Origin of the sequence: Rubritalea spongiae (assembly GCF_042652385.1) — a bacterium.
GTDB lineage: Bacteria > Verrucomicrobiota > Verrucomicrobiia > Verrucomicrobiales > Akkermansiaceae > Rubritalea > Rubritalea spongiae.
The window spans coordinates 522,889-545,799 of the sequence record NZ_JBHSJM010000001.1 but is presented as its reverse complement, the minus strand read 5'-3'; the positions used below and the strand labels follow the sequence as shown (position 1 = coordinate 545,799).

Sequence of the window (22,911 nt, the reverse complement as noted above, 5' to 3'; positions counted from 1 at the left end):
CGGCTTAGGTACAGTGAATACTGTGGTCTTGGCGGGCAATGATGGTACCTATTTCAGCGGCGCAGAGGCTGTTATGTTCTGCTAGAATGTCTAGCACGGCTTGTTTGTCAGCAGGGGAGACGGAGAGAAGAAGGCCGCCTGAGGTTTGGGCGTCTGCAAGGAGAAGTTTCTGAGCGCCGGTGACGGATGGCTCAAATTTCACGAAGGGTTCGACGTTTTCGAGATTTTTCATAGAGCCGCCTGGTACGAGACAACGGTCGATGAGTGAGTAGACTTCGTTGTTGATGACAGGGACGGCTTTGATGTTGAGAGTTGCTGTTAGCTTTGAGCCATCGGCAATTTCACGCAGGTGTCCGAGCAGTCCGAAGCCGGTGATGTCAGTGCAGGCATTGACGAGACCTTGTTCACCGAGGTCGGCGCCAGCGGTGTTTAAGGTGATCATGGCATCGATAGCTTGCTGATTGAGCTCGGGGCTGCAGGCGCCTTTTTTGTTAGCGGTGGCGATGATGCCGGTGCCGAGGGGTTTTGTAAGGATGAGGATGTCGCCGTCCTTTGCGTGCGCGTTAGCTAGGTAGCGATCGGGGTGGACGATGCCTGTGACTGAGAGCCCGTAGATGGGTTCTGGATTTTTAATGGTGTGGCCACCGACGAGCGCGCAGTTGGCGCGTTTGACTATTTCGGCTCCGCCGCGAAAGATTTCTGCGATTTCGTGGTTGCTGAGCTTGTCGGCAGGCATGCCGGCGATGGCCATGGCGGTGATTGGTCGGCCACCCATGGCGTAGACATCAGAAAGTGAGTTAGCGGCGGCGATTTGGCCGTAGAGGAAAGGGTCGTCTGCGATGGGGGTGAAGAAGTCGAGAGTCTGAACGAGGGCGCGCTGGTCGTCTAATTTGTACACGCCGGCATCGTCAGCGGTCGCAGAGCCGACAAGAAGGTTGGGGTCAGATATACTAGGAAGCTCGCTCAGAACCTGAGCGAGTGACGCTGGGTCGAGCTTAGAAGCTCAACCGCCGCAGGCAGCCATAGTAGTTAGACGAGTGATGGTATCCTTACTCATGATAGTGTATAGTTAGACAGTAATGGTAAAAGTTCCAGCGATATTGGTTGATTTTTTACACGGGGCTGATTGTGTATCTGCATTCAATCAAAAACTTCGTTTGAAGCACCAAACTCTCCTCGATGTCTGAAAACCCTGTAATTGTCTGTAAGCCTACTCAATGGATTAAAATCCGAGCGATACTCATTCTGTTGATGTTTGGCGTGTTCGCCTATTTATTTTATCACGATGGGACTGTCGGATACCGTGAGAAAAATGAACATTTTGTGTTCCACAAATTATTCACTAGCATCGCTCCTCAAGAGGCTGATAAATTCGAGGGAGCTGCGGAGTGGAATGAGTTCGCTAGTACGGCGAAGATACCGACATTGCCTGAGGAGGAATGCCCACTTCCTGCAGATTTTGATAGAGAGCAGACTTGGCCTGCGGTGTTGGCGAGTGCGGAAAGCTTTGAAAAGCTGAAGAATACATCGGATGGTGCGTCCTCGATCTGGCGTGCGTATACTGGAGAGAAGGGGTGGGACTTTGAGCCGTCAGAGAAAATTTACGACCAAGGGAAGCTGAATGAGCAATTCTATATGGCGGGGATTTGTGGAGTCTTGGTTTTGGTGGTGCTGTTTTTATTTTTACGGACATTGTCTCGGAAAATGATGGTGACAGAGACTGCGTACATTGCTCCGGGAGGGAAGAAGGTTCCCTACTCTGCGATGCGTAGAATCGATGCTCGGAAGTGGGATGTGAAGGGAATGGCTGTGATCGAGTATGAAGATGAATCGGGCGCGATGAAAAAGGTGAAGGTGGATGGAATGATCTATGGACAGTTCAAGGAAAAGGACGGTCAGCCGGCAGAACGGCTTTACGAATATATCATGGAGCGTTTTAAGGGGGAAGTGATTGAGTTTGAGAAGGCGGACGAGGAAAGCTCTGAGGAAGATAAAATGCCTGTTCTCGGGGAAGAGAAAAATTCTAAGGAAGCGACAAATTCGTGATTGCCAATTCCGCAGGTGCTAGGTATTCACAGAAATCAGTTAATTATAATTAACTAACCTAAAACAACCATTTACCATGTCTGATTCAATCGAACAAAAAGTAAAAGATATCGTCGTTGAGCAACTCAACGTAACTCCAGATCAGGTTAAAGCTGAGTCCAAGTTCATCGACGATCTTGGCGCTGATTCCCTTGACACAGTTGAGCTTGTTATGGCTTTCGAAGAAGAGTTTGGCATCGAAGTGCCTGACGAAGAGGCTGAGAAGCTTACAGCTGTGAGCGACGTTATCGCGTACATCGAGAAAGTTTCCTAATCACGCTCAGGCGAGAGCCTGAAATTGAGATTACTTTAGAGGGCGCCTCATGTATTGTGAGTGCGCTCTTTTTTTCATTTTTTGCAATCTTACTGAGTTCGGGTAGCTTGGTGTGGGAATTGCTAAATCACTACTAGTATCATTTAACGAGACACTTTATGAAGCCAGAGATCGACGCCATCCAATATGCTATGGAGCAAACGAAGGTTCTTCGCGAACCAGACCGCCGTATTGACACCTTTAATGCGACGCGTTTTCGTTTCACCATTATTAGCGAGTTGATGGATACGGTGGGTAAAGTGCGAGTTCGTAGAGGTGAAGTGGAGGCGCAGAAGCCGCAGATCATTAAGCCGGCCTCGTACAATTCTGTGGAGCTTGAGGGTTTTGACGAAAAGGCGCGCGAGTTACTTGATTGGATGAAAAAAAATGGGCAAGAGCCGGTTTTTTTCCAATACGGCTTTCAATTTAAGCGCACTCAAGTGCACGAGGAAATCATCAGTGACAACTTGGAAATGGTGAAAGAACGAGTTTTAGAAGAAGCGTATCGTGAGGACGATCCAATGATGGCGGTGGTCGAAGGTGTGGACGATGCTTGGGAGATTGGCTTGCTCAAGTTCACGATTGATATGATTGAAAAATCACAATCAATTAACCAATTTGATTTCAAACGTCGCGGCTTACTGTAAGGTCGCCTGCGTAAGCAGATGCGAGTATCCACCCTTATAAAATTTATAGCAGCAGTACTGGTGCTATCAGTGCTAGCTGGCACCCTAGTGATTGCCCGGAGAGCTTTTTTCTCCGACGCGGTCGAGCAAGCACCTGCGAATAAGCTTGAGGCTGTGATTCCGGCAAAGAATCACAGTAAAGAAGCGATTGAATCATTACTAGCGAAACTAGAGGTTGAGAGCATTCCGGATGTGACACCGGGGGAGCGCGCATTTGAAGCGGCGAGAGATCTTTTGGAAAAAGGGGATTATGTGGCGGCGGAGGAGAAGCTCAAGTATGTGAACACTTATTATCCGACAGCGGTATCAGCTCCGGAGGCGAGACGGATTCTGGGGGAGATGAATATGGATCGGCTGTTTAGCGGTAAAGAATTTGCTGAGTTGATTGATTACACGGTCAAAAGTGGGGATTCTTTTTATAAGATCGTGCGGGACCACAACACGAAGTTAGATCTGGTGATGTTCCTTAATGACATGCAGCGGACCGATCGATTACATCCTGGAGACAAGTTTAAGTTGATGGAGTTAGATTTTCGATTAGTGATCGATATGCGTCGGAATGTGGTGAGTTTGTGGGATGGCCCTCGTTACATTAAAGGGTACGAGATCAAGGCGGCTCATTTCCCTGAGGGGAAAGATGTGGCTAAGACAAGTGTGTTAGCTATTGAGGCTCAATCGGGGGAGAGGAAGGTGAAATTGCTCGATTCTGACTACAGAAGTGCGGAAAAAGTAGTGGTGATCAAGAGTCCTCAGGTAGAGATTCGACCTATGAAAGAGAAGGTTTCTGAGGATATCGAAGCACTTTATTTGGATAACTCGGACATGGAGGAAATTTCTCTGCTTTTAAGGACGGGGAATTCTGTAGAAATCCGATATTAGACTTTGCCTCCGCTAGGAAATCATACAAGGTAGCAAAAATTTATGAGCATCAAGCCGCTAGAATTTGAACAACCGATTGCTGAACTCGAGTCCGAGATTCAGAAACTAAAGGCGAAATCTGACTCGCAAGATATTGATATGAGCGAGCAGATTTCTTCGATGGAGCAGAAACTCCAGGAGACTAGGAATGAGATTTACAACAATCTTACTCCGTGGCAACGTGTACAGATCGCTAGACATACAAACCGTCCGTTTATGTTAGATTACGTGGTTCACGCGTTTGACGATTTTTGTGAACTTCACGGTGATCGCCATATCGGCGATGATCATTCTATGCCAGGTGGTTTTGCGATGATTGGCGACCAGCGAGTAGTCGTGATAGGGCACCAAAAAGGTCGTGACACTAAAGAAAACCTTTTACGCAACTTTGGTAGTGCGCATCCAGAAGGATATCGCAAGGCCTTGAGATTGATGAAGATAGCTGAGCGTTTTGGGCTACCGGTGGTCTGTATGATTGATACTCCGGGTGCTTTCCCTGGTATTGGAGCGGAAGAGCGCAACATTGCTGAAGCTATTGCATTCAATCTTCGTGAAATGTCGCTGCTGAAAGTGCCGATTATTGCCTGTGTGTTAGGTGAAGGAGGCTCTGGTGGTGCGCTGGGGATCGGTGTGGCTGATCGCGTTTTAATGATGGAGAATGCTTATTACTCGGTGATTTCACCTGAAGGTTGTGCCGCGATTCTCTGGAAGCACCGTAAGCATGCGCCTGAGGCCGCTGAAGCAATGAAGATTGCGGCGCCTGACCTTGCTGAACTCAACTTGATTGATGAGGTTGTGCAGGAGCCAAAAGGAGGTGCGCATCATGATCACGCGGCTGCGGCTGCGAATTTTAAAGAAGTGGTGATGAAGCATTTAAAAGAAGTGCAAGCTCTCAGCACTGAGGATATGTTAGAAGCTCGCTACCAAAAATTCCGCAAGTACGGAGAATGGCAGAGTGAATAAGGCGTCAGCCACATTGAACAGTAAATCAATTTGCCTACACGGCCTAGCAGTTAACGCTGTTAGGCTTTTTGTTTTATAACATCTATGTCGTTCGGCTCTATTTGATTGCCAGAGAGAGCGAGTTTCGAGTACTTATTTAGTAGAAAATATGGCTATACCCCAAAGCACCATAGCGCTTGTCTATGATTACGACCACACGCTAAGCCCAAGTTACATGCAGGACGATGTTTTGTTTCCTGAATTTGGGATTCGCCCTGAATCTTTCTGGAATCAATGTAATACTTTAGTGAAGGAGCAGAAGTGGGATGGAGAGCTAGCCTATTTGAAATGTTTATTGGATAACTTAGCGATGGATGGCGTGTCGAATGCGCGTTTGAGTGAGCTCGGTGCTAATTTAAGTTTTTTCCCGGGAGTGCCTGAGGTGTTTGAGGAGATCGAAGCTGTTTGCCTGAATGAGGCTCATCGCTCAGCAGGGATCAAGATTGAACATTACATTGTGTCCTCTGGTCTGAAGGCTTTGATGGATGGTAGTTCACTGGCTAAATATTTTAAGGAAATTTATGGCTGCGAATATGGTGAAGATGAACGTGGAGTGATTAGTTTTCCGAAGCGCGCCATTTCTCATACGACCAAGACTCAGTACCTTTTTAGAATTAATAAAGGCTTATTGCGACACGATGAAGATGTGAATGATCACATGCCTAAGGAGTTACGGCCTATTCCGTTTTCAAATATGGTTTATATCGGCGACGGGCCGACGGATGTGCCGTGTTTCACCGTGATGAAGCGCAATGGAGGACATTCGATTGCAGTTTACAATCCAGAGGATCAGTCACGGAAGAGCTTCCAAAAATGTTACCAATTGAGCACGCGCTCTGATCGGGTTCGCAATATAGCACCTGCAGATTATCGGGCGGGGAGCCATTTACGATTGATTTTGGAACAAATGGTGACAGAGATTGCGGATCGAATTCTTACAAACCGTAAGCAGGAAAAAGACAGCGGAACAATCGCTGCTCCAACATTTTAGAGGATAGATAGAGAATATGAGTGAGAAGAAAAATTTCCACTTCGTGGGAGTCTGTGGCACAGCGATGGGATCAGTGGCAGCAGCGATGAAAAATCGTGGTTACCGAGTGACGGGGTCAGATGAAAATGTGTATCCACCGATGTCGACATTTTTAGAATCGCAAGGAGTCGAGATCACTGCAGGTTTTACTGCTGGAAATATACCTGAAGATACGGATGTGATTGTTATAGGCAATGCGATTAGCCGTGGCAATGAGGAGGCTGAAGCAGCGCTCGATCGCAAGTTACTCTATGTTTCTTTGCCAGAAGTTCTGAAAGAGCATTTCCTACGTGGGAAGCGTAATTTAGTGATGACGGGAACGCATGGGAAGACGACGACTAGCTCGATTCTTACATGGTTGTTAGAATCTGCTGGGGCAAATCCGAGTCACATGATTGGTGGTATTCCGACTAATATGGGAGAGGGAGCGCGCTTTACTGATTCCGAATTTGTAGTGCTCGAGGGTGATGAATACGACACGGCATTTTTCGACAAGCGTTCGAAATTTCTTCATTATCTACCAGAAGTAGTGGTGGTGAATAATATCGAGTTTGATCACGCAGATATTTACGATTCTATCGAAGATATTAAACTTACTTTCCGTCGTTTGTTGAACATTGTTCCTCGCTCTGGCATGGCATTTATCAATGGGGATGATCCCAATTGTCTGGAGGTCGCTGATGGCGCTCCGTCTCCGATTACTAAGGTGGGCTTCGCAGATGATTGTGATGTGAAGATTGAGGGAGTTGAGTACGAGGGAGAGAACAGTAGTTTCACTCTGAATGGTGAGCGCTATACGATCCCAATGTCTGGTGAGTTTAATGTTCGCAATGCTGCGATGGCAGTTTGTTCGGCGTTATTTTCAGGATTTAGTGCAGATGAAATTCGCAAAGGGCTGTTAGGCTTTTTGGGGATTGCTCGTCGTCAGCAGCTACGCGGTGTAGAGCGTGGTGTGAAAGTGGTTGATGATTTTGCGCATCATCCGACGGCCATTAATTTGGCTGTAGATGCGTTGCGTCAGAAATACTCGCCGAAGGATCTCTGGGTGATTTTTGAGCCGCGTTCTAACACTACCCGAAGAAATATTTTTCAGAAGGAACTAGCGAGTGCTCTTGCTCGTGCTGACAAGGCGATTGTGGCTGGCGTGCCAGATGCAAGCAAAGTCGAGGAAGCTGACCGTTTATCGCCCCAGACACTGATTAATGATGTGAATGCGAGAGGTACCGATGGGTGGTTTTTTGAGACAGTAGATGAAATTGTTGAGCATGTGAGCGACAATGTAAAAGAGGGGGATGTGATTGCAGTATTAAGTAATGGTGGCTTTGGTGGTATTCATGACAAGATTCTAAATTCCCTTAAATTGTCAGTAAACGCCTAGCGGAATGCAGCAAGAAATTGAGAGCTTTATCATGTACCTCGCAGTCGAGCGGGGGCTCTCAGTATCTTATCAGAACTCAGTTAGACAAAGTTTAGAAAGTCTTAAATGCTGGAGTGAGGCTAAGCAGTTACCGCTTTCAGATATAGGGACTGAGGAGTTAGCGAGTTTCGTGCAGGTGCGTAAGGAGGAGGGATTAGCTTCTTCATCGCTGCGGATACTTGTGGTTCACTTAAAGGTTTTCTTTCGGTATTTAGCTTCGCGTTCGATTTTGGTACACGATCCAGCTGAGCCCTTGTTAGCTCCTAGGGTGGAATCTCACTTGCCGAATACTATGTCGTTAGAAGTTTTGACGCAGTTGATTGAATCCATTGATACGACTAAGAAGTTAGGAAAACGTGATAAGGCGATCCTTGAGCTTTTTTACGCATCGGGTCTGCGATTGTCAGAGATTTGCCAGCTGCATCTAGAAAATTATGATCAGCAAGAAGGGATGGTACGAGTGACAGGTAAGGGGGGCAAGACACGAATTGTGCCCGTTGGGATGGCGGCGCAAAAGGCTATCGAGCTGTATCTCGTTTCCGAGCGCAAGGAACTAGTGAAGCCGAGGACTTCCTCGCATATTTTTATTTCAGTGCGTGGTGGTGGGCTGAGCACCGACAGAATTCGTTCGATAGTGAAACAGCGTGCAGTAGCAGCGGGTATTGAGAGTAATTTGTACCCACACTTGTTGCGACATAGTTTTGCGACTCATTTGTTAGAGAATGGTGCTGACTTACGTGTGATTCAGGAGATGCTTGGGCATTCAGACATATCGACGACGCAGATCTACACTCACGTTGAACAGAAGCGGTTGAAAGAGATTCATCAGCAATTTCATCCTAGAGGATAAAGTGTATAAAAAACGGCCAGTTTGTTGCTGGCCGTTTAGAGAGGATAGGTGGATAGCAAATCTGAAGTTTTAGGTCAGTTCCTTCGGCAATTTTTTGACGAGTTTTTTGATGTCGTCTGCTTGGTGGCGGTTGGCAATGAGGATGGAGTCCCCAGTCTGTACGACGATGAGGTCGTCTACACCTAACAGCGCGACTTGAGTATTTTTAGATTCGGTGAAGACAATATTGTTAGAGCTGTCTAACTCTTCGAGTGGGCTGTTTGTTTTATTTTTGTTAGGAGCATCTGCTAGATATTTTGAGACAGAGATCCAGGAGCCTACGTCGTCCCAATCGAATGACGCTTCGATGTTTAGCACGTGCGCAGCTTTTTCCATAAGAGCGTAGTCGATGGAAATAGGAGCGAGTGTTTTAAATTTCTCGGAAACTGTGTTTGCTAGATCGTCACTAGCTTTGAGCTCTTCGATGAATTCGGCGAGTTGTGGGGTGTGAAGTTTGAGTTCCTTAATGACAGTCGGGATAGACCAAATAAACATGCCAGCATTCCAAGCGAAGTTGCCTTTATTGAGAAATTTTTCTGCGAGCTCAGGCGCAGGTTTTTCACGAAAGCAAGTGACTTCATGAGGGATATTTTTAATGCCAGCTGGGGCGAGTGGGCTAGGAGCACCGCGCTCTACGTAACCGTAGGAAGGGCATGCCCATGTTGGTTTAATTCCGACGGTGATGAGTGATTCAGTGTGCTGAGCGGTGGTGATGGCATCGCTTAGGACACTGTGGTAGCTCTCAATATCATTGATCAGTTGATCTGCAGGGAGTACGATCATAATCGCTTCTGGGTCTCTAGCAGCTATGAGGCCTACACCGAGAGCGACAGCTGGTGCGGTGTCGCGCTTGGCGGGTTCGGCAAAAATATTTTCAGCTGGCAGTTCGCTGGCAACATGGCGGACTTCATCGATCTGGAGTTCATTGGTGAGAATGAGGATATTTTCCTTAGGGATAAGTCCTTCTAGACGAGAGATGGTTTGATTCAGAAGAGTGGTGTCTCCTAGCAGGTTAAGAAGTTGTTTAGGTTTCTTGTCTCGGGAGAGTGGCCAGAAGCGAGTTCCGCTTCCTCCTGCTAGAATTAATGCGTATGTCTGAGGCATGGGGAGGAGGGTAGGCATGGCAAAGACCAATAAAAGTACTAATCATGTTCTTTGGGCTTTTTTTTTATCGTGAATTTGGGTTAGCATCAGTGCATGGATTACGGACATTGTGAAACTTCTAGAAAGTGGGCAGACAAATCTTGTGCGGCAGCTCCAGCACTGATTGGTGCGGCAGCTGGGATTTTCTTAGGAGATATGATGCATCGAGGTGCACGCCGTCCAGTAGCAGCATCGCTTTTTTGTTTGGGTGTGGCCGCTATTGCTCCAACAGTGGCAGATGTGGTGAAACGCAAAGTCGCCGGACCGAATACGCGTCGGGGAAATCGTAAAACCTTAGAAAGCATCAGAGATGGTGGTTTACCTACTGCTGAGGTAGATATGTATAGTGAAGAAATAGGGATTTAATCTATTCTTCTCATAGAAACTTGTTAAGCGCCGTGGTTTACAAAGACTTCGGCGCTTTTTTTATGGTGAGATAATGGGGGAGGATGTTTAACAAACCTAAATGGCTTGAATGTGGAGAATCTAGAGAAAGAAGAATGCGGGAGACTTTATTCAGCTTAGGGACGTTTAGATAGCTGATTCCTTTAAGCTAGGCGATAGGGGGGCGGTTGAAAGGTTCCTAGGAGAGTTGTTGAAAGTGATTCGCAGTGAATTTCTGTTAGAAATGATTGACTCGGATCTAGTCAAAGGGAGATACTCTAGAGTTATGAAAACTCTGAAAGCTTTTTGTTTGTTGGGTGGAGCTGCCGTATTGGGCAGTTGTAGTAGTACGGTTAGTAATTCAGATGATGCTATCGGGCAATCGAGCGAGGTTAATCCACTGGATCTGATGATTGATGTAAGGGCTGCTCGAACAGATCCGGCGGCGGAGCCGATGGGTTCTGGATTTATCGCTGGTGATACGGTGGAGGTAGCGGCTGTGAATACTCCATTATTTTCGAGTTATCCAAAATCCGGAGCGATACCATCTAAGTTGTTAGAATCTGGCACCGTTTTAGAAGTGATAGGGACGCAAGGGAGATACCTGCATGTTAGCTATGGTGATGCAGCTGGGTATGTACCAGATATGATGGTGGTGCCACAGGGGGTAATCGATTCAATGCCAGCTGGGGAAGTGGTCGTGAATGAAGAGATAGAAAATGTGGATTCTGCACCGGAAGAGTTAGATATAAATGAGGGAGTAGTGGTGAGTCAGGAGGAGTTGGAAGAGGTCGATGCTGGTGTAGCTGAGATGAGCGAGGATGTCACTAATTTGGTAGAGGAAGAGATCTCGGAGTAGGAGCTAAGATAGAAAGGTGGACACGAGCTAGTGGACTTTTCTGTTGGATAAAAGCATTTCTCCTCGTATATCGGCTGGCGTGAGTGAGGCTCACGCTGCAAGTGATATGACTGATTTTTCTATATTTGGAAGCAACCTTTGTGAAGGAAGTGGCATTGAAGAGTTGATGCATGATCTTGGGAATGCTCTCGCTAGTGGTGGGGACGATATCAAGATGTTAGGAGGAGGACAGCCGGGTAGCATTCCTGAAATGAATGCGATTTGGCGTCGCCGGATGGTAGAAGTGATGGAGATTCCTGGGGAATTTGAGGCGATGGTTGGGAATTATGATCCGCCGAAGGGAAATCCCAAATTTATCCAAGCATTAGCTCGGATGTTTTCTGAGAAGCTTGGCTGGGAGGTAACTGAAAAAAATATAGCGATAACCGCTGGTGGTCAGACTGCCTTCTTTTTTCTGTTCAATGCATTGGCAGGACGTACGAAAAGTGGGAGTCGGAAGAAAATTTTACTTCCGCTTGTGCCAGAATATATTGGTTATGCGAATCAATCAGTGGGGGATGATTTATTTAAAGCGGTACGGCCAAAAATCGAAAAGATAGGTGGGCATCAATTTAAATACAGAGTGGATTTTGATGCATTAGAGATCGATGAAAGCATTGCTGCGATTTGTGTATCTAGACCGACGAATCCTTCCGGGAATGTTTTGACTGATCATGAAATGGAGAAATTGTCTGAGCTCGCAGCAGCCAATGGAATCCCATTGATGATCGATAATGCCTACGGGGCACCATTTCCTAATATCTTTTTTGCCGATGCAAAACCACTTTGGAATGAGCATACGATTCTTACGATGAGTCTTTCGAAGATTGGGCTCCCGGGCACGCGTACTGGTATCATTGTAGCGCCGGAGCGGATTGCCGAGGCGGTGGCTTCGATGAATGCCATTGTAGGATTAGCCAATAGTAATATTGGGCAGTGTCTTATGGAGCCGCTGGTGCGGAGTGGAGAGGTGCTGGAGTTGAGCAATGAGGTGGTGAAACCATTTTATGTTGAGAAGTCACGACAGGCACAGGGATGGGTTCGTGAGTTTTTCGATGATAGTTTACCGTATCGAGTACACGTCTCGGAGGGAGCATTATTTTTGTGGATTTGGTTCGAGGGTATGCCGATTTCTTCGAAGGAGCTTTATGAGCGATTGAAAGCGCGTGGAGTATTAATCGTTTCTGGGAGTTATTTTTTCTTCGGGCTCAATGAGTCTGACTGGAAGCACCGTGATGAGTGTATCCGCGTGACATTTACGATGGATGAGGCTGTGGTGAGAGAAGGAATTCGAATTATTGGGGAAGAAGTTAAGAAGGTTTACTTGGCGAAAATGTGAAATGTTAGCAATTCGTTGAAAAACGGCCGTTGACTATTTGGCGCTGAAACTCTTAGGTCACGGCTCGTGAAAATCAGCGCCTACACACTTACATTTCTATCTGCCGCTCAGTTTCTCTGTGCAGGAGATAAAGAGCTCTCTACTGAGCAGTTAGACTCAAAAGTTCCAGTTGAGATTGAGACCGACCCGATTCCTGAATGGGGAGTTTTGATGGGGATGCGTTATGCACAGCTCCCATTTAAAGCCGATGACAAAGGGAATTATGACATTTTCCCTCTCTTTTACTATGAAGGGGATCACTTCTTTTTACGTGGTGACTATGGTGGTTTAAAACTTTGGGAAGGTGAGAAGCTCGGTTTGAATGCGATCGCGCGTTACCGTTTTTACGATATTCCAGAGGAGTATGATTCAGGAATTTCTGGGGGTGGTGCAGACATGGGTGTGCAGGCTTTTTGGAAGTTGGATGAAAACTCACAAATCCAAGTAGAAGCTCTCAGCGACCAGCACGGCAATGTTCAGGGACAAGTGCGTTGGGCTGGCGACTACCGCAAGGGGCTTTGGAGACTTTTCCCAGAGCTGGAACTTCGGGCAACTGGTTCTGATTATAACACGCGCTACTACGGCCTGGAGCAATATGATCTTGATGCAAGTCTGGAGGCTCGTGCTCGTTTGAAAGCTCGCCGTCGCGTTTGGAGTGATTTGTTTATTGAAGGCCGCCTCGAAGGTGGTTGGATCGGTAGCGAAGCTGGAGCAAGTCCATTGGTAGAAGACGATTTCGAGTGGGAAGCGTATGTAGGCTTAGGACTTTTCCAAGAAGAGAGAGACCACATGTCAGATCTCAAAGCTAAGCCATATTGGAGAATTTCGCAGGGATTCGGCACCGCTTCTGACTTCCAAGAAATTCCTTTAGGAAATTTTGAAACGGATGATGGGGCAGATGTGATGATGACGTCTATTTTTTATGGGCTTCCGCTTTCTGATACTTTGTTTGGAGCTCCGTGGCAGGTGTATCTGACTCCAGGTGTAGTTTACAATTACTCATCAGATGTGCAGGACAGTTCATTTGAATTCGTTCTCGCGTTTAAGGCTTACTACACATTTCCTACTCCGTGGAGACTACGACTCGGTCTCGCTGAAGGTATTTCTTATGCGGATTCTTTGACGTACTACGAATACAATGAACTTGAAGAAGATGGCGATGAGAGAAGCCAGTTGCTGAACTACCTCGATGTGAGCCTGGATCTAAATATTGGTGATGTGTTTAACAATGGAGATTTAGATGGCCTGTGGTTGGGTACAGGCATTCACCACCGTTCTGGCATTTATGGTACTTCCTCCGCATTTGGCGACCTATCAGGGGGGGTGAACTTCCTCTCAGTCTACTTGCAGTGGCACGGAGACTTTTAAAGTTCTGGCTCGTCGTTAGCTACGAGCATCAACGCTAATACGAGTTCGCTCTTTTGATGCGGCGAACCGATCTGAGTCTCGGGGCATTTCGCAACGAGGCTCGGGTTTTTTAGATAACCTTTGCCAGTGAGATTGCTGACATCGATTGCATAGAATTCTTTGTCAGGGACATTGACTGAGCCGCTGCAAATGCGAGCTCCCACTGGGTCGATGTATTTAAAAGTGAGAGTCTCTTCGGGTGGACTGTCATCGACTGCATAGAGGGTGACATAGTGGCTGGTCTGAATAGTCCAGCGGTGGCCACCAGAGGAAGAAGTACGTTTTTCAAAGCGTGTGAGGTAGAGCATAGGAGGGAAACCATTTGAGAGGGAACTGAGCATTTCAGTTTGTGTTCTTATTAGTAGTTGTTGGTAGCTTTCGTTAGGTTGAAGAAAGAGGCTGACGAGGTTGAGTTGTGGGAGTTTGGTAACTTTATGGAAGTCATTGCAGGCGTCTAGCAAGTCGCGTGGCTGAATACCGTGATTTTCATTCCATCGTCTTTGTAAATAGGCGTACTTGGAGAACTGAAAGGCGTGCTTTTTGGTGAGGTAATCAAATTGTTGTTGGTCTGAGCCAGTGAGGCTGCAGGTGATGGCTCGCCAGTTTTCTGAGCTAAAGCGGTAGGAGTTGATCCAGCTGACGGGACCACAGGCATTTTCGTGGATGGGAGTTTGGTCTACCGCGCTTGCTGAGCGGTGAGGCACGTAGACCATTTCTGCGCAGCAATAACTGGCCAGCAATGGGAGCATAAAAAATCTCAGCATAGACGGTACCATGCTGAGATTAGAGCGTGTTGGCAATAGAGGATTTATACCATTCTCCCGGCTATATTGTCGGAATGGATGATTTTGATGAGTTTGATATGACTAGTAAGTGGAGCTGATTACAATCAAGAGCGGCATTGCTTCGGCTTCATTTCTGCGTTTTTCCTCAGTCATGTAGCCTGCTACATTCCTTCGTCATGCCTTGAGATGAAGGCCAAATTAACATCGCCATTCCGACAATTTATCCACACAAATGGTATTACCACTCGATAGCGGAGGCGGCCCAAGTGAGACCAGCACCGAAGACGACGAGGACGATTTTATCGCCACGTTCAAATCGGCCAGAGCGGTGGGCTTCATCGAGCGCGATAGCTACGGCTGCTGCAGAAGTATTGCCGTATTTGTCGAGGTTGACGAAAACTTTTTCATTAGGCACTGCGAGGCGGTCGGCGATGGCATCGATGATGCGCAGGTTTGCCTGGTGGGGGATGACTAATTTGATGTCATCGGGAGTGAGGTTTGCACGTTCGATGACTTTTTCAGACGCCTTTTTCATGGCGTTGACAGCGAGCTTGAAAACTTCACGGCCAGACATTTGAAGTGCAGCGAGTTTCTCGGCTGCATTTTCAGGAGTTGTTGGGCAAGCTGAGCCTCCCCCTGGAATGTTGAGAATGCCTGTTTGAGCGCCGTCGGTGCCCATTTCGGTGGCTAGGATGCGACCTTCACCTTCTTGGGATCTGCGAAGTACTGCTGCGCCTGCACCGTCACCGAAGAGGACGCAGGTATTACGGTCTTCCCAGTTGACGAAGGAGGAAAGTTTTTCAGCGCCAATGATCAGAGCATTTTCGTAAGCGCCATCAGAAATCATGCGCTTCGCTATCTTCATGGCATAGAGGAAGCCTGAGCAAGCGGCTGAGATATCGAATGCTATTGCGCCGGTGGCGCCTAAGTTGTGTTGCACATAACACGCAGTTGCTGGCGTGATGGTGTCAGGAGAAATAGTAGCGACGATGATGAGCTGAAGGTCGGCAGCATTGATACCAGATTGCTCGAGTGCTTTTCTCGCAGCATTGGTTGCTAGGTGAGAAGTGAATTCATCGTCTGCAGCGATACGACGTTCTTTGATTCCTGTGCGGCTGGTGATCCATTCATCTGTAGTATCGACGAATTTTTCGAGATCGGCATTGGTCATGACCTTTTCCGGGACATAGCTGCCGGTGCCGGCAATCATTACAGGATATTGAGATGCATTTTCGCTCATCGCTATTGGTGATAGACGTGAAAATCAGCGGGGTCAACTGACTAATCTTGTGTAAATGAGAGTTAATATAGAGCTGTTTAGTCGACTTCAGGTTTTAAGTCGCGCGTAAGCAGTTCACCAAGAGCTTCTTTGGCGGGCTTTTCTTGGTAGAGGACTTGGTAGACGGCGTCGATGATGGGTGTTTCGATGTCGTGTTTTCGGGCTGCTTCGTAGATCGATTGAGTATTTGGAACTCCTTCGGCAACCATGCCCAAGCGCGCGGTAACTTCTTCTAGAGTTTCGCCGCTGCCGAGTGCGAGACCGACACGGTTGTTACGTGAGTGTGGAGAATAGCAAGTGACCATGAGGTCGCCGACGCCGGAGAGTCCAGTGAAGGTCTCTGGACGACCACCGAGAGCAATGCCGAGGCGGGTCATTTCGGCGAGTCCGCGAGTGACCATTGCGGCGATGGCATTGTCGCCTAGGCCGATTCCTGAGATGATGCCAGCTGCGATTGCGAAGACATTTTTGAGTGCTCCACCGAGTTCGATGCCGGCGACATCGTCGCTGGTGTAGGTGCGGAAGTAGGAAGTGGTAAATACTTGTTGTAGAGCTGCGGCGAGTGCTAAATGAGTTGAGCCAACGACTGCGCATGAAGCGAGGTGGGCGGAGACTTCTTCTGCGTGAGTCGGGCCGGAGTGCACAGCGATTGGGTTCTCGGGAAGGAGCTCTTCGATGATTTCGCTCATGCGACTTCCGGTTCCGCGTTCGATGCCCTTGGAACAAGAAACAATGGGAATGGAGGAAGGGATTCCTGTATCTGCGAGTTCTTGAGCGGCTTCGCGGGTAGCGGAAGTGGGTAGGACAAATAAAATGAGGCTAGCGTCTAGTGCGTCAGAGTAGTCGGTAGAGCCGACAATATTGTCAGGTAGGGTGACGAGTGGAAGGTAGTTCGCATTCGTATGCAGTCCGTTAATTTCCGCGCATTGATCTTCGCATCTGCCAACGAGGGTGACCTTGTTGAAATGCTCCGCCAGAACCATCGCAAGAGCGGTGCCCCACGATCCAGCTCCGAAAACAACAGCGTTTTGTGATTTTTCAAACTGCATAATTAAGATTTCTTTTTGGGAGTGAAACGGTTTTCGGTGCCGTTCAGAAGTTTCTGAATGTTAGAACGGTGTTTCCAAATGGCCATGGCTCCGATGAAGAGGGAAAAGAAGAAGAGCGGTTTATTCCAAGTGCCGTTGGCAATTTTCCCATGGTACCAAGAGCCCCAGAGAACGGTGAGTGGGAGAGCGGCGGAGGCGGTAATGCTGGCTACTGATACGTAGCGTGTGGTGAAGAAAAAGGCGCACCATACTAGAATCAGAATGGGGATGGCGAATGGGGCGAAGGCGCAGAAGACCCCAGCAGAAGTGGCGATGCCTTTACCGCCTTTAAAGCCAACCCAAGGTGAGTAGTTGTGGCCGAGGATGGCGCAGAGTCCGGTGATGAGCTGCAGTGTTTGAGCTGTGGCGCGTTGATCTTCAGGAAGAGTGGTGGCGAGGCCAGAGAGGGCATGGATAGTCATGCTCAGGCTCTGTCCGAAGTATTGGATGAGAGAAATGCCGATGAGAGCGGGGATGAGGCCTTTGATGAAATCGAGTACAAAGCAAGTGATGCCAAATTTTTTACCGACGACACGCAGCACATTGGTGGCGCCTATGTTGCCAGATCCGTGCTCACGGATGTTAATTCCTTGAGATTTAGCGATCAGTAGCCCGAAGGGGATGGAGCCGAGAAAAAAAGCGATTATGGGTGGTATCCAGATGGGCATACGGGCTGGAGTTTAGGAGAGCAAAAGCAAATGTCATGCGAAATTCTTCGAGATTTCAGTATTCAGGCATTTTTTTGTTAGTGGAGACTCAGGATGTTATTTAATTGGTTCGTTAGTGGGATGACTAGATAGAAAAAATGCGCCCTAAGTCGGAGATGACGCAAGGCGCAATGGATGAGTGGGGGAATTGTTTCGTCATATTAATAGACGTCGCGGCAGTAGCGTTTGTCGGCTTTCATTTGTTTGACGTATTCGGCTGCGGCTTCTGGAGTCATTTCGCCGTGGGTTTCGATGACGTGGAGGAGTGCTTCGTCGACATCTTTCGCCATGCGTGAGGCGTCACCGCAGACGTAGAAGTGGCCGTTGTTATTGATCCATTTCCAGAGTTCTTCACCATGTTCGATCATGCGGTCTTGGACGTAGACTTTGGTTTCTTGGTCGCGAGAGAATGCGGTGCATAGTTGGTGGAGATATCCGTCTTTTTGAAGTTGCGAGAGTTGGTCTTGGTAGAGGAAATCGATGGAGGCGTGTGGATTGCCGAAGAAGAGCCAGTTTTTGCCGTCGGCTTGGGTGGCTTCACGTTCTTCGAGGAAGGCGCGGAATGGAGCGATTCCTGTTCCCGGGCCAACCATGATCATGGGAGCAGAGGCGTCAGATGGTGGGCGGAAAGCTTTGTTGGCGTGGACGAAGACGCGTGGTTTAGCGAGTTCGTAGCGCTCTGAGAAATAGGTGGAACAGACACCTTTGCGTTTGCGGCCGAGCGAGTCATAAGTGACGGCGCCAACGGTGAGGTGGACTTCATCGGCATGTGCCTTTGGGCTGGATGCGATGGAGTAGAGGCGAGCGGCGAGCGGCTTGAGCATTTTTAGGAAGTCGTTCGCATTGGTGAAGTCGATCGGGTGTTCCTTGATAAGATCGATGATTTCGCGTCCCCAGAGGTAGTCATTTAGTGGCGCGCGGTCATCGGAAGAAACGAGAGCGACGAGTGACTCGCTAGCTGAGGATTCGGCCCATGCCTTGACGAGTGGTGGAGAAATATTTCTAATTTCGTAGTCTTCAGTCAGAGTTTGGCTGAGAGTTTTTCCTGAAATGTCAGTATCTGGGCTGAAGCCGAGTGCGGCGATGATGTCACTGACGAGCTCAGAGTCATTGATCGGGTAGACGCCGAGGGCATCGCCAGCTTCGTAAGTGATGTCGGAGTCTTTGAGTGAAATTTCTACGTGAGTGGTTTCACGCTGACTGTCTTCTCCATTCAGGTTGTAGGATTTTAAGATGTTCGCGGTGAAAGGGTTTTTCTTAGTGTAGCCAGTTTCTTCTTCATCGTCGTCAGAAGTAGCACTTGCGCTGCCGAGGATGGCAAGCAGGTCGTTGGACCATTGCGCGTAGTCGTCATCGAAATCGACATCCATGTCGACGCGTGGGATGAGTGGTTGAGCTCCGAGTTGGCTGAGGCGCAGGTCGAAGTCGATTCCGCATTTACAGAAGTCTGGGTAGGAAGAATCACCGAGCGAGAGCACGGAGTATTTAAGGTTTTCAAGTTTAGGAGCTTTGTCACTATGGACGAACTCATAGAACTGTTGTGCATTGTCTGGTGGCTCACCTTCTCCGTAGGTGGAGGTGATGATGATGAGGTGTTCAAGTTCGAGGAGTTTACTTTGATCGAGGTCAGCGAGGTTGATGATGCTTGGAGTGAGGCCGGATTTCTTGGCAAGTTTTGCGAATTTTTTGGCGAGAGTTTCTGAGGTTCCGGTTTGCGAGCCCCAAGCGATGGAGATAGGGAGTCCGTTTGTTGGGGCTTCGCCGGCGTAGGGGCTTAAGAGGGCGGAGAGGTAACCATTGAGCCACTCGCGTTGCTCGGGTGAGAATGGGGCGTCTTCTGGAAGAATGATATTTTTCATCGGTGTAAGAAAGAGTTAGGCTGCGATTTCGCGCTTAAAGAGTGAGCGGAGCTGATCGGTGTCGTGCCTGCGGGTGAAGTGGGCGAAGTCTTCGTTGTCTTGGCGTTTGGCTAAATAGGTTTTGAGCATTTGGACGACGAGGTCGGGGATTTCACTGAATGGGACGGCTTGGAAAACGTCTTGTGCGATGGCTCCATTGTCGTCGACACCACCACCGAGGACAATGTGGTAGCCTTCGACGCTTTTGCCATCGACTTTACATTGAGCGCCTTGGAGGCCGATGTCTCCGACGTAGTGTTGGGCGCAGCTGTGTGGGCAGCCAGTTAGGTGAATGTTGAGCGGGGTGTCGAGTTCGAGGTGTTGCTCGATGTACTCGGTGAGAATGCGCGAGTGTGCTTTAGTGTTGGCAGCGGCAAATTTACAACCGACATTACCGGTGCAGGCGACGAGACCTCCGGCGACATTGCTGGTGGTGTGATTGAAGCCAATGATTTTGAGCTGAGCGATGAAGGAGGGGATGTCTTCGTTGCGGATATCTGGGATGATGAGGTTTTGCCAAGCTGTGAGGCGCATGTTGCCAGAGCCGAATCTATTAGTGAGCGCTGCGAGTTGGTGCATTTGCTCAGGGAGCATGCGACCGACTGGAGTGACTACGCCGACGTAGCTCAGGCCTTGTTGCTTTTGTGGATGAATGCCGAAGTGTCCCTGACGGTTTTTCTTGGGCATTGGTTCACAATTTTCTAGCGGGACGAAGCGTAGGTCGAAAGCGAGTTTTTCCTGTACGTGCTCAAGGAATTTTCCGTGCCCCCAGTCATCGATGAGGTATTTCATTCTCGCGCGTTTGCGGTTGGATCGGTCGCCGTGTTCGAGGAATACGCGGAGGATAGCAGCTGCGACAGCGACCGCTTCATCGGGATGCACCAAGAGGCCACAATCGCTAGCGAGCTGCTTGTGACCTGTGATTCCGCAGAGTTGGACGCGGAAGTAGACGCCGGGTTCGACATCTGCAGCCGCGCCAGCACGGATGGCGTAGAAGCCGATGTCATTGGTGTCAGCGCAGGTAGAGACCTGACCGCCGCTATCGAAGCTGATATTAAACTTTCTCGGAAGGCCGTAGAGTTCTCGGTCGTTGAGAATGTAGTGGTGCATGGCCTTGGCGAGAGGCGCAACGTCGATAAGTTCTTGTGGGTCGAATCCTGAAGTGGGGGTGGCTGTGACATTGCGCACATTGTCTGCACCGGCACCACGTGAGGTGAGGCCGATGTCAGTGAGTTTTTGGAGGACGTTCACCACATTTTTCGGCATGATTTCTCGGATCTGCATGTTACCGCGAGTGGTGATGTCGGTGTAATTCCCGCCCCAGTCGGCGGCGATTTCAGCGAGTCCTTTAAATTGGAAAGAATTGAGGATACCACCAGGAATGCGGCAGCGAAGCATGAAGGAGTCTTGAGTGGGTTTGACATGGAACATGCCGTAGAACTTATAACGGAACATATCATCTTCATTCGGGAAGATGTTTTTTGCTGCATTGGTGAGCATGGTGTCCCAGCAATCAAGGCCGTGTTGCTTGTATTTGACGAGTTCCTCTTTGCTGAGCTCATCGATTGGAGTTCCGTAGACGGCTTCTTCTGGATCATTGGTGAACTGTCCTACCGCATTTTGGGCCAAGAATGGATAGGTTTCCTGAATCCTCGAAGCCAAGTACTCTTTTTGTTCTTGTGTGAATGCTGCCATCACCAGAGCCATTAGCACGTTTCATGCCCGTGTCATCTACGAGCTATTCATGGAGTTCAAGTGGTTGATGAATTTAATTAATGATTTAAATTTGGGCGGTGAGATAAAAAAATCACCATACTCACAAAATGGAGCATGGTGATTTTAAAAAGGAAGAAAGGACTGTTTAAACTTATTTTTTCACTGGGAAGCGCTCGTCGAGGATGGTGTTCCAGCCAGCGATGCGATCAGCTTGTGCTTTGAATAGTTCATCAGTGGAGTCGAGGATTTCAATGGAGATGATTTTGCTGCCGACACCATCGGTTTTCCAACCTGGACCAGAGAGTTTGCCGGTGATGCTGTTGACGACATCTTGACCTTTGGTGACTTCGCCGAAGACAGTGTGACGACGGTCGAGATGTGGGGTCGGTTTGTGGGTGATGAAAAACTGGGAGCCGTTGGTTCCTGGTCCAGCATTAGCCATGGAGAGGATACCTGGTTTACTGTGCTTGAGGCCACTGACGAATTCGTCTTCAAAACGGTAACCTGGGCCGCCGCGTCCAGTTTCGGTTGGGTCGCCACCTTGAACCATGAAGTTAGGGATCACGCGGTGGAATTTCACACCGTTGTAATAACCGCGCTTTGCGAGATTAAGAAAGTTCGCGGCAGTGACTGGAGTTTTCGAGGCGAAGATAGTGGCATCGATATCGCCCTTGTCAGTTTTGATGACGATGCGGATGTCTTTTTCAGGAGCTTTAGATTCCTGCTGGGCACATGCAGTAAAGAGGGAGACAGCTGTGGTTAGGAGTAAGAGTGCTATTTTTTTCATCGAGTGGACAAATAGCTTAGCCTGCGCTTTGCTGCAAGCACGCGATGCAGGAGGATGGAGCAAATCGGAAAATCATACATATCGACATGGATTGTTTCTATGCTGCGATTGAGCAACGTGATTATCCGGAGCTCCGCGGAAAAGCGATTGGAGTGGGAGGAAGTGGTCGAAGAGGAGTGCTTTGTACCGCGAGCTATGAGGCGAGAAAATATGGAGTGCGCTCGGCAATGCCAGGGTTTAAGGCGCTTGAGCTGTGCCCTCAGTTGATATTGGTGCCAGTAAGGTTTGAGGTGTATCGAGGTGTTGCAGCGCAGATTCGGGCTATTTTTGGAAGGTTTACTGAGAAGATCGAACCGCTTTCGTTAGATGAGGCCTATCTTGATGTGTCGCATTGGCAATCTGAGCCTGCGGCGATAGCGAGAGAGATACGGATGCAGATTTATGAGGAAACTGGGCTGACTGCCTCGGCGGGAATTGCACCGAATAAATTGATCGCAAAAGTGGCTAGTGATTTGGAAAAGCCGAATGGCCAGCATGTGGTGGAAGCAGAGCAAGTGGAGGAATTTATGCAGCAGCTTCCTGTGTCCAAGCTGTGGGGAGTGGGAAAGAAGATGCAGGAAAAGCTTGCACGTCACGGTATTTCGACCTGTGGGGATATGCAGAAGCTGGATAAGATCACGATGAGCCGGAGGTACGGCAGGTGGGGGATCGAGCTCTATGAACTTTGTCGAGGAATTGATCAGAGAGAGGTGAAAGTACATCGGGTGCGGAAATCGATTTCTAAGGAGACGACATTTGCGGAAGATGTAAGGGAGGGCTTGTCGCTGGTGCCTTCGATGAAAAGATTGTTAGGCGAGGTCGAGGAATCATATCAGGAGCGTTATTCTGATAGAGAGATTAAGAGTTTAGTCGTGAAGCTCAAATTTGCAGATTTTAGCAGGACGACAATTGAACGGGCAACGAAAGCAATCGATCCAAGTTTAGCCGAGTCGTTACTTTATGAGGGAGTCGAGCGTGGAGAGGGAAAGGCTGTGCGCTTGCTCGGGGTGGGGGTGCGGCTGGCTGATGAGGAAGATGAAAAGCAGTTAGAGATGTTCTAAT

21 protein-coding genes and 1 pseudogene are annotated in these 22,911 nt (G+C 48.5%); 13 read left to right on the top strand and 9 right to left on the bottom strand.

Annotation, left to right across the window (positions count from 1 at the left end):
* Positions 1-4: 4 nt before the first annotated feature.
* Positions 5-1,003, bottom strand: a pseudogene (gene selD / locus ACFPK9_RS02720) (selenide, water dikinase SelD); the annotation flags it as partial.
* A 176-nt stretch (positions 1,004-1,179) separates the two neighbouring features.
* Here selD and ACFPK9_RS02715 point away from each other — a divergent pair.
* The 8 genes from ACFPK9_RS02715 to ACFPK9_RS02680 all read left to right on the top strand — a co-directional run bounded on the left by ACFPK9_RS02715 (position 1,180) and on the right by ACFPK9_RS02680 (position 8,301).
* Positions 1,180-2,046: a hypothetical protein gene (locus tag ACFPK9_RS02715; protein ID WP_377093070.1), complete on the top strand. Its 867-nt coding sequence runs from the start codon at positions 1,180-1,182 to the stop codon at positions 2,044-2,046.
* A 76-nt stretch (positions 2,047-2,122) separates the two neighbouring features.
* Complete coding sequence (gene acpP, locus ACFPK9_RS02710) at positions 2,123-2,359, top strand: acyl carrier protein (RefSeq protein ID WP_377090132.1); 237 nt, start codon at positions 2,123-2,125, stop codon at positions 2,357-2,359.
* A gap of 158 nt (positions 2,360-2,517) precedes the next feature.
* A complete protein-coding gene (locus ACFPK9_RS02705) occupies positions 2,518-3,045 on the top strand; it encodes a hypothetical protein (protein WP_377093069.1) in 528 nt (175 codons plus the stop codon).
* Positions 3,046-3,063: 18 nt separating this feature from the next.
* Complete coding sequence (locus ACFPK9_RS02700; RefSeq protein ID WP_377093068.1) at positions 3,064-3,963, top strand: LysM peptidoglycan-binding domain-containing protein; 900 nt, start codon at positions 3,064-3,066, stop codon at positions 3,961-3,963.
* A gap of 42 nt (positions 3,964-4,005) precedes the next feature.
* Entirely contained in the window at positions 4,006-4,965 is a 960-nt protein-coding gene (locus tag ACFPK9_RS02695; RefSeq protein ID WP_377093066.1) for an acetyl-CoA carboxylase carboxyltransferase subunit alpha, read from the top strand.
* A 148-nt stretch (positions 4,966-5,113) separates the two neighbouring features.
* Positions 5,114-5,995: an HAD family hydrolase gene (locus tag ACFPK9_RS02690; RefSeq protein ID WP_377093065.1), complete on the top strand. Its 882-nt coding sequence runs from the start codon at positions 5,114-5,116 to the stop codon at positions 5,993-5,995.
* A 16-nt stretch (positions 5,996-6,011) separates the two neighbouring features.
* Entirely contained in the window at positions 6,012-7,412 is a 1,401-nt protein-coding gene (mpl, locus tag ACFPK9_RS02685) for a UDP-N-acetylmuramate:L-alanyl-gamma-D-glutamyl-meso-diaminopimelate ligase (RefSeq protein ID WP_377093064.1), read from the top strand.
* Positions 7,413-7,416: 4 nt separating this feature from the next.
* The gene (locus tag ACFPK9_RS02680) at positions 7,417-8,301 is read left to right on the top strand and encodes a tyrosine recombinase (protein ID WP_377093063.1); all 885 of its coding nucleotides are present in this window, start codon (positions 7,417-7,419) and stop codon (positions 8,299-8,301) included.
* Positions 8,302-8,370: 69 nt separating this feature from the next.
* On the opposite strand, the gene ACFPK9_RS02675 is transcribed toward ACFPK9_RS02680, so the two are convergent.
* Positions 8,371-9,444 (bottom strand): mannose-1-phosphate guanylyltransferase, encoded by a 1,074-nt coding sequence (locus ACFPK9_RS02675; RefSeq protein ID WP_377093061.1) that lies wholly within the window; start codon positions 9,442-9,444, stop codon positions 8,371-8,373.
* Between the two features lie 93 nt (positions 9,445-9,537).
* Here ACFPK9_RS02675 and ACFPK9_RS02670 point away from each other — a divergent pair, with 93 nt between their 5' ends.
* The 4 genes from ACFPK9_RS02670 to ACFPK9_RS02655 all read left to right on the top strand — a co-directional run bounded on the left by ACFPK9_RS02670 (position 9,538) and on the right by ACFPK9_RS02655 (position 13,511).
* Positions 9,538-9,849, top strand: a complete 312-nt coding sequence (locus ACFPK9_RS02670; protein WP_377093060.1) for a hypothetical protein — start codon at positions 9,538-9,540, stop codon at positions 9,847-9,849.
* Positions 9,850-10,153: 304 nt separating this feature from the next.
* A complete protein-coding gene (locus tag ACFPK9_RS02665; RefSeq protein WP_377093058.1) occupies positions 10,154-10,726 on the top strand; it encodes an SH3 domain-containing protein in 573 nt (190 codons plus the stop codon).
* A 79-nt stretch (positions 10,727-10,805) separates the two neighbouring features.
* On the top strand, positions 10,806-12,104 hold the full coding sequence (locus tag ACFPK9_RS02660; RefSeq protein WP_377093057.1) for a valine--pyruvate transaminase: 1,299 nt from the start codon (positions 10,806-10,808) through the stop codon (positions 12,102-12,104).
* A 66-nt stretch (positions 12,105-12,170) separates the two neighbouring features.
* Positions 12,171-13,511, top strand: a complete 1,341-nt coding sequence (locus ACFPK9_RS02655; RefSeq protein WP_377093055.1) for a MipA/OmpV family protein — start codon at positions 12,171-12,173, stop codon at positions 13,509-13,511.
* On the opposite strand, the gene ACFPK9_RS02650 is transcribed toward ACFPK9_RS02655, so the two are convergent.
* From ACFPK9_RS02650 to ACFPK9_RS02620, 7 genes are all read right to left on the bottom strand, one after another.
* Positions 13,508-14,314, bottom strand: a complete 807-nt coding sequence (locus ACFPK9_RS02650) for a hypothetical protein (protein WP_377093054.1) — start codon at positions 14,312-14,314, stop codon at positions 13,508-13,510. The genes ACFPK9_RS02655 and ACFPK9_RS02650 overlap by 4 nt on opposite strands.
* A gap of 259 nt (positions 14,315-14,573) precedes the next feature.
* Positions 14,574-15,575: a beta-ketoacyl-ACP synthase III gene (locus ACFPK9_RS02645; RefSeq protein WP_377093053.1), complete on the bottom strand. Its 1,002-nt coding sequence runs from the start codon at positions 15,573-15,575 to the stop codon at positions 14,574-14,576.
* 77 nt (positions 15,576-15,652) lie between these two features.
* A complete protein-coding gene (locus ACFPK9_RS02640; protein WP_377093052.1) occupies positions 15,653-16,663 on the bottom strand; it encodes an NAD(P)H-dependent glycerol-3-phosphate dehydrogenase in 1,011 nt (336 codons plus the stop codon).
* 2 nt (positions 16,664-16,665) lie between these two features.
* A complete protein-coding gene (gene plsY, locus ACFPK9_RS02635) occupies positions 16,666-17,370 on the bottom strand; it encodes a glycerol-3-phosphate 1-O-acyltransferase PlsY (protein ID WP_377093050.1) in 705 nt (234 codons plus the stop codon).
* Between the two features lie 200 nt (positions 17,371-17,570).
* Positions 17,571-19,268 carry a sulfite reductase subunit alpha gene (locus ACFPK9_RS02630; protein WP_377093048.1) on the bottom strand — a complete coding sequence of 566 codons (1,698 nt, stop codon included), beginning with the start codon at positions 19,266-19,268 and terminating at the stop codon, positions 17,571-17,573.
* A gap of 15 nt (positions 19,269-19,283) precedes the next feature.
* A complete protein-coding gene (locus tag ACFPK9_RS02625) occupies positions 19,284-21,002 on the bottom strand; it encodes a NirA family protein (protein ID WP_377093046.1) in 1,719 nt (572 codons plus the stop codon).
* 172 nt (positions 21,003-21,174) lie between these two features.
* Positions 21,175-21,810: a peptidylprolyl isomerase gene (locus ACFPK9_RS02620; RefSeq protein ID WP_377093045.1), complete on the bottom strand. Its 636-nt coding sequence runs from the start codon at positions 21,808-21,810 to the stop codon at positions 21,175-21,177.
* A gap of 44 nt (positions 21,811-21,854) precedes the next feature.
* Here ACFPK9_RS02620 and dinB point away from each other — a divergent pair, with 44 nt between their 5' ends.
* Positions 21,855-22,910: a DNA polymerase IV gene (gene dinB / locus ACFPK9_RS02615; RefSeq protein WP_465269267.1), complete on the top strand. Its 1,056-nt coding sequence runs from the start codon at positions 21,855-21,857 to the stop codon at positions 22,908-22,910.
* Position 22,911: the final 1 nt, after the last annotated feature.

Excerpts from the sequence above, each read along its gene's own strand:
- ACFPK9_RS02715 (WP_377093070.1), top strand. The coding sequence starts at position 1,180 with ATGTCTGAAAACCCTGTAATTGTCTGTAAGCCTACTCAATGGATTAAA.
- acpP (WP_377090132.1), top strand. The coding sequence starts at position 2,123 with ATGTCTGATTCAATCGAACAAAAAGTAAAAGATATCGTCGTTGAGCAA.
- ACFPK9_RS02705 (WP_377093069.1), top strand. The coding sequence starts at position 2,518 with ATGAAGCCAGAGATCGACGCCATCCAATATGCTATGGAGCAAACGAAG.
- ACFPK9_RS02700 (WP_377093068.1), top strand. The coding sequence starts at position 3,064 with ATGCGAGTATCCACCCTTATAAAATTTATAGCAGCAGTACTGGTGCTA.
- ACFPK9_RS02695 (WP_377093066.1), top strand. The coding sequence starts at position 4,006 with ATGAGCATCAAGCCGCTAGAATTTGAACAACCGATTGCTGAACTCGAG.
- ACFPK9_RS02690 (WP_377093065.1), top strand. The coding sequence starts at position 5,114 with ATGGCTATACCCCAAAGCACCATAGCGCTTGTCTATGATTACGACCAC.
- mpl (WP_377093064.1), top strand. The coding sequence starts at position 6,012 with ATGAGTGAGAAGAAAAATTTCCACTTCGTGGGAGTCTGTGGCACAGCG.
- ACFPK9_RS02680 (WP_377093063.1), top strand. The coding sequence starts at position 7,417 with ATGCAGCAAGAAATTGAGAGCTTTATCATGTACCTCGCAGTCGAGCGG.
- ACFPK9_RS02675 (WP_377093061.1), bottom strand. The coding sequence starts at position 9,444 with ATGCCTCAGACATACGCATTAATTCTAGCAGGAGGAAGCGGAACTCGC.
- ACFPK9_RS02670 (WP_377093060.1), top strand. The coding sequence starts at position 9,538 with ATGGATTACGGACATTGTGAAACTTCTAGAAAGTGGGCAGACAAATCT.
- ACFPK9_RS02665 (WP_377093058.1), top strand. The coding sequence starts at position 10,154 with ATGAAAACTCTGAAAGCTTTTTGTTTGTTGGGTGGAGCTGCCGTATTG.
- ACFPK9_RS02650 (WP_377093054.1), bottom strand. The coding sequence starts at position 14,314 with ATGCTGAGATTTTTTATGCTCCCATTGCTGGCCAGTTATTGCTGCGCA.
- ACFPK9_RS02645 (WP_377093053.1), bottom strand. The coding sequence starts at position 15,575 with ATGAGCGAAAATGCATCTCAATATCCTGTAATGATTGCCGGCACCGGC.
- ACFPK9_RS02640 (WP_377093052.1), bottom strand. The coding sequence starts at position 16,663 with ATGCAGTTTGAAAAATCACAAAACGCTGTTGTTTTCGGAGCTGGATCG.
- plsY (WP_377093050.1), bottom strand. The coding sequence starts at position 17,370 with ATGCCCATCTGGATACCACCCATAATCGCTTTTTTTCTCGGCTCCATC.
- ACFPK9_RS02630 (WP_377093048.1), bottom strand. The coding sequence starts at position 19,268 with ATGAAAAATATCATTCTTCCAGAAGACGCCCCATTCTCACCCGAGCAA.
- ACFPK9_RS02625 (WP_377093046.1), bottom strand. The coding sequence starts at position 21,002 with ATGGCAGCATTCACACAAGAACAAAAAGAGTACTTGGCTTCGAGGATT.
- ACFPK9_RS02620 (WP_377093045.1), bottom strand. The coding sequence starts at position 21,810 with ATGAAAAAAATAGCACTCTTACTCCTAACCACAGCTGTCTCCCTCTTT.
- dinB (WP_465269267.1), top strand. The coding sequence starts at position 21,855 with ATGCAGGAGGATGGAGCAAATCGGAAAATCATACATATCGACATGGAT.